At 28.9% G+C, this 5,317-nt stretch carries 4 protein-coding genes and 1 pseudogene; 2 read left to right on the top strand and 3 right to left on the bottom strand.

The features are described from left to right. A pseudogene (locus RH98_RS14550) lies at positions 1 to 681 on the bottom strand (hypothetical protein); the annotation flags it as partial. A 175-nt stretch (positions 682 to 856) separates the two neighbouring features. On the opposite strand from RH98_RS14550, the gene RH98_RS14545 reads away from it, so the two are divergent. After that, positions 857 to 2,473, top strand: coding sequence for an ABC-F family ATP-binding cassette domain-containing protein (locus tag RH98_RS14545; protein ID WP_010256938.1), 1,617 nt, complete (start codon positions 857 to 859; stop codon positions 2,471 to 2,473). A 248-nt stretch (positions 2,474 to 2,721) separates the two neighbouring features. Here the strand turns inward: RH98_RS14545 and RH98_RS14540 are convergent, their stop codons facing one another. Both RH98_RS14540 and RH98_RS14535 read right to left on the bottom strand, forming a co-directional pair. Further along, the gene (locus tag RH98_RS14540; RefSeq protein ID WP_010256935.1) at positions 2,722 to 3,177 is read right to left on the bottom strand and encodes a hypothetical protein; all 456 of its coding nucleotides are present in this window, start codon (positions 3,175 to 3,177) and stop codon (positions 2,722 to 2,724) included. 203 nt (positions 3,178 to 3,380) lie between these two features. After that, the gene (locus RH98_RS14535) at positions 3,381 to 4,211 is read right to left on the bottom strand and encodes a universal stress protein (RefSeq protein WP_010256933.1); all 831 of its coding nucleotides are present in this window, start codon (positions 4,209 to 4,211) and stop codon (positions 3,381 to 3,383) included. A gap of 297 nt (positions 4,212 to 4,508) precedes the next feature. On the opposite strand from RH98_RS14535, the gene RH98_RS14530 reads away from it, so the two are divergent. Next, the gene (locus tag RH98_RS14530; protein WP_010256930.1) at positions 4,509 to 4,988 is read left to right on the top strand and encodes a GNAT family N-acetyltransferase; all 480 of its coding nucleotides are present in this window, start codon (positions 4,509 to 4,511) and stop codon (positions 4,986 to 4,988) included. Positions 4,989 to 5,317 lie beyond the last annotated feature (329 nt).

Here is a 5,317-nt window from a genome sequence, read left to right as displayed (position 1 = left end):
AAAGTTTACTTTCTTTCTAAAAGAATAGTAGTCTTTTGGTAATTCAGCTCGTATGTCTTCTTTTGTACGGATATAGTGAGCTAGTGGGTAAATCTCTTTTTGAGAGTAGAAGTGTAAGTCTAATTTTGCTTTTGCATAAACATCAAAATTCTGATCCCACCCAATTATTGCTTTACTTTTTAAATAGTAAGTTGTTCTAGCTGCCTGCGTTGAATCTAATTTTTGAATAAAAATATCCACAGGTTGATCATAGGTCTCATATCGACTAGATTCATCAATTAAATTCTTTACCGTTAGGTTCATTAAGAAGTTATTCTTTTCAGCACCTCTGCCAGTAAAAATAATGGAGTGATCAAAGTCTTTAGTATTTAATCGAAGGGTTAAACTATCATTTTTATCAAAATATACATATTGAAATTCAGGGTTATGTCTATATATATACATACCTGGAGATAGAGAATCAAATTTCTTAAAAAACTTATTGTTTTTATCAAGGTATATAGTGTCTAATACAATATCATCTTTGCAAAAAAGAACAAAATTGGTATTAGGATTAACTATCTCCCCTTGGAAATATGCTTTATAGTCATCTTGGTCAAATTTTTTTTGACAAGAAAAACATAAGTTTACCAATGGTAATAGTAAAATAATAAAATTCTTATTAAATAAAGAAGTATTCATTGTGTTATGGCCTACAATTAAATAAAAAAAGTGCTTATAGCAAATGTAAGTTTTACAATATACAGTTGTCGTTAATAAGCTGTTAAAATAGATATAAGGTGATCTAGGATAGATTACAATGTTTTTGTTATTTAAATTTCTTAATTTTGCAGACAATATAAATTAATATACACAAATGTTAACAGTTTCAAATCTGTCAGTTCAATTCGGTAAGCGAATTTTATTTGATGAAGTTAATGTAACCTTTACACAAGGGAACTGCTACGGTATTATCGGTGCAAATGGTGCTGGTAAGTCTACTTTTTTAAAAATATTGTCAGGAGAAATCGATCCTACTTCTGGTCATGTATCTTTAGAACCAGGTAAACGTATGTCTGTTTTAAACCAGAATCACAATATGTTCGACGAATATACAGTATTAGAAACTGTAATGATGGGGAACAAAGATTTGTATGAGGTTAAAAAAGAAATGGATGAGTTATACTTAAACTATTCAGATGAAAATGCTGATAGAATAGGTGAGCTTCAAATGCGTTTCGATGAAATGGATGGCTGGAATGCTGAATCGGGTGCTGCTACGTTATTATCAAATTTAGGTATTGCTGAAGAGTTTCATTATACTCCAATGGGAGAGATGGATGCTAAATTAAAAGTTCGTGTACTTTTAGCACAAGCTTTATTTGGAAATCCAGATGTTCTTATTATGGATGAGCCAACCAATGACTTGGATTTCGAAACAATCGCATGGTTAGAGCATTTCTTAGCAAATTATGAAAATACTGTTTTAGTTGTATCTCACGACCGCCACTTCTTAGATGCTGTATGTACTCATGTATCTGATATTGACTTTGGTAAGATTAATCACTATTCAGGTAACTATACTTTCTGGTACGAGTCAAGTCAATTAGCGGCTAAACAACGTGCACAACAAAACAAGAAAGCTGAAGAGAAAAAAGCAGAATTAGAAGAATTTATTCGTCGTTTTAGTGCTAACGTTGCTAAATCAAAACAAGCTACGTCTCGTAAAAAAATGATTGATAAGTTGAAATTAGATGATATCAAACCTTCTTCTAGAAGATATCCAGCAATTATCTTTGATCAGGATAGAGAAGCAGGAGATCAAATATTAAACATTGAGGGACTTTCTGCATCAATTGATGGCGAAGTATTATTTAAAGACATTGATTTAAATGTTGCTAAAGGTGACAAGATAGTTGTTATTTCAAAAGATTCTCGAGCTACAACAGCATTTTATGAGATTTTAAATGGTAATTTAAAAGCTGATAGTGGTAAATTTGAATGGGGAGTGACTACTAGTCAATCGTATTTACCAGTGGAAAACCATGAGTTTTTTGAGAATGATTTAACTCTTGTAGATTGGTTACGTCAATGGGCTAAAACAGAAGAAGAAAGAGATGAGGTTTATGTACGTGGTTTCTTAGGAAAAATGATTTTCTCTGGAGAAGAAGCTTTGAAGACAGGACGAGTATTATCAGGAGGAGAAAAAGTGCGTTGTATGCTTTCTCGTATGATGATGTTAAGAGCTAATGTTCTGATGCTTGATGAGCCTACAAATCACCTTGACCTTGAGTCTATTACTGCATTTAATAATTCACTAAAGAATTTTAAAGGGACTATTTTGTTAACTACCCATGACCATGAATTTGCTCAAACAGTAGGAACGCGTATTTTAGAATTAACTCCAAAAGGAGCTATTGATAGATATATGACTTTTGATGATTATCTTGATGATCCAAAAGTAAAAGAATTAAGATCGAAAATGTATTCGTAATCATTCTGATTGATAAAATATAAGCCCCTATGTTTCGCATAGGGGCTTTTTATTTATTGTGTTTTGTCTCGACTTATTATAACTCTATATAGTTTTTCAATAGTTGTTTTCATAGTTTGTAAGTTTAGTTTCTTAAATATCTATTTATAAATCATTGCATTTGAGATATATAAAAAAAGCTTGTAAGATTTTCTTACAAGCTTTTATATTTTTTAAATAAAACTGAGAATAACGATTTCTTGATGTTTTTATTTTTTTTCAACAATTTCTTCTTTTTTAGGCTTTAATTTTTCAGGTGAATCTGCCCATTTGCTAACATCTTCTCTAATATCCATATAATAGTCATAGAGCATTTTTGTAAGGTTAATCTCAACTCTTTCACCTATAAATTTATTTAGAGTAAAATAGCCATAAACTTTACCGTCCTTTTTTATAATTGGTGGCTTTTCAGCATCTGCATTCCATGGTGAGAAATTACTTTCCTTATCTCCATAGATTCCATATTTATTCCAAATAGAGTTTTTACTATATAAATTACCATAAGTACCATGATGATTCCAGATAGATTTATTATCACTAGCTGAGCAAGTTAAACATCCTATATAGCTTTCTTTTCCATCATTACTATATATTTCTAGTACTTGCGCGTGAGAAATCGTTCCTATAAGAAAGGCGATAAAACAAACGAAAGGTGTCAATTTCATATTAGTTTTGTGTTTTTGTTATATTTATTGTGCAAATTACAATATTTTTAAAACTAAAATAGTTTATAGGCTTATTTTTTTTCGAGCAAAAGTAAAAAACACCTTGATTTTTTAAGCTTTCAAGTAAATTCTTTGTTACAAAAAAAAGGCTATATAGTTATTAAAAACTATATGCCTTTTTTTAATATTTGTAAAGTAAATTTCTATTCGTGAAAAGCTAATACTGGAACGTAGTTATGGTAACTAAGTTTTTTAGTCATACTACTTGTAAATAGCTTTTCAAAGAAGTTTCTACTTCTTGTAACAGAAACTAATAAATCTATATTTTCTATGTCTAGGAAATCAAAGATTGCTTTTTCAACATCGTTACCTTCAATAATGTAGAATTTAATAGGTTGATCTTTATAATTTTCTTCCCAGCTTTTTACAACAGCAGGATCTACTTTGTCTTTAGCTGTTGCTACATGTACACATTTAATTGTTGCCCCAAATCCTTTTGCAATAGGGATTAATTTATCTAAAATAGCTTTATCTGCTGTATTGAATAGAGTAGAAAAGGCAATAGAATCAATACCGTCAAAAATAGCATCATGAGGAACGCTTAATACTGGAATATCCAAAGAACTGATAGCATTAGCAGTGTTTGATCCTAAAAGTTTTTTATCTAAACCAGAATTTCCATTAGTTCCCATTACTACTAAATCAATACTCTCTTCTTTCACACGTTTTTTAAGAATAGTATTTAAGAAACCCTCTTCTAAAATAAAATGCATTGGCACGTGATCTAAATTATGTTGTTTAGCAATATCTCTAATTTGCGGAACTTGATCTTTAAAATTCTCAAAATTGCTTAACTCAATTGTTTTATAAACATCTTGTACCATCACTGGATTAGCAGTTGCTGATATTACTGGCATTTCATAAGCATGTAATACAAAAAGCGTAGCTTGCTGATTTTCCGCCATTCTTAATGCATAAATTAAAGCATTGTTAGCTGTCTCTGAGAAGTCGGTAGGGAATAATATTTTTTTCATAGTATGCGATTGTAATGTTTTGTATAAAGGTACTAATAAAGTTTATTTTTTTAAAGTGTTTTTTAAGAGAATATGAGAAATTTGCGAACAATGATTAAAGATGTAATGCTTTTTTTTTGACAATTTCTCTTTGAAATCATTTTTTTTGAATAGTCAATAGTATCATTTTAACTAAGTTTATTTTTCTACTTAAGAAGTATGTAAAAGCAATAAAAAGGTAAAAGTTAACTAAATAAAGAAAATGTATTTATTACTTTATTTTTTGTAAATTACAATATAATATAAACAACTTAGATTATGAGTAGAATTGTCTTTAGAGAGATAACCTTGAGTGATCAAAATGATTTACTTACTATCTATTCTGATAAGGAAGCAATGCAGTATAGAAGAAATCAGCCTCTCGAAAATATTGAAGAAGCAATTGCATTTATTGATAATGTAAGATTGGACAGAGAAAAACATTTACGTGTCAGATATGGTATAGTCGAGAAAAGTAGTAATTCATTAATAGGTACTGCAGTATATTCATTTATAGATGATAAAGCTGTTGAGATAGGTGTATCTATTGGTAGAGCATATTGGGGAAAGGGATTTGGACAAGAAACAGTAAGTGAATTAATTGAATTGATAAAAAAAGAACAACCTCAAATTACTACTTTATTGGGTGTTGCTCATAAAGAGAATATAAAATCTATCAATATGTTGAAACAATTAGGTTTTGAATTTATTGAAGAAAATGATGATAAATTACATTATACATATCTATTAGAAAGATAATAGTTATCTTGTTGTAACTTAAAAAAATGGCTTACTAAAAAACTAATTTAAGTTTTTTAGAAGCCATTTTTTAATTTACTTAAGCTATCTCTATATTAAAAAGACTTAAAAGTAAATTATCTGAGCATTTATTAGTTCAATTTTTTTTGTTACAAAAATGAGAGTTAGAGTAGAATAAATATAAACAAGCCTTTTTATATTATTTCCTTTATTTTTTTTGTTTTTTCGAACAGTTTGGCATAGTTATTCCAATAGTATTATTAAGTGATTACATATAATTATTTATAATGGTCTATAATCAAAAAATAAGTTTATTATATACTACGTGT

Origin of the sequence: Myroides injenensis M09-0166 (assembly GCF_000246945.1) — a bacterium.
In the GTDB taxonomy this organism is placed as follows: Bacteria; Bacteroidota; Bacteroidia; order Flavobacteriales; family Flavobacteriaceae; genus Flavobacterium; species Flavobacterium injenense.
This window is presented reverse-complemented; position numbering and strand designations above follow the sequence as displayed.

What these genes read in the sequence shown, in the direction of transcription:
- RH98_RS14540 (WP_010256935.1), bottom strand. Translation starts at nt 3,177, where the DNA reads ATGAAATTGACACCTTTCGTTTGTTTTATCGCCTTTCTTATAGGAACG.
- RH98_RS14530 (WP_010256930.1), top strand. Translation starts at nt 4,509, where the DNA reads ATGAGTAGAATTGTCTTTAGAGAGATAACCTTGAGTGATCAAAATGAT.
- RH98_RS14535 (WP_010256933.1), bottom strand. Translation starts at nt 4,211, where the DNA reads ATGAAAAAAATATTATTCCCTACCGACTTCTCAGAGACAGCTAACAAT.
- RH98_RS14545 (WP_010256938.1), top strand. Translation starts at nt 857, where the DNA reads ATGTTAACAGTTTCAAATCTGTCAGTTCAATTCGGTAAGCGAATTTTA.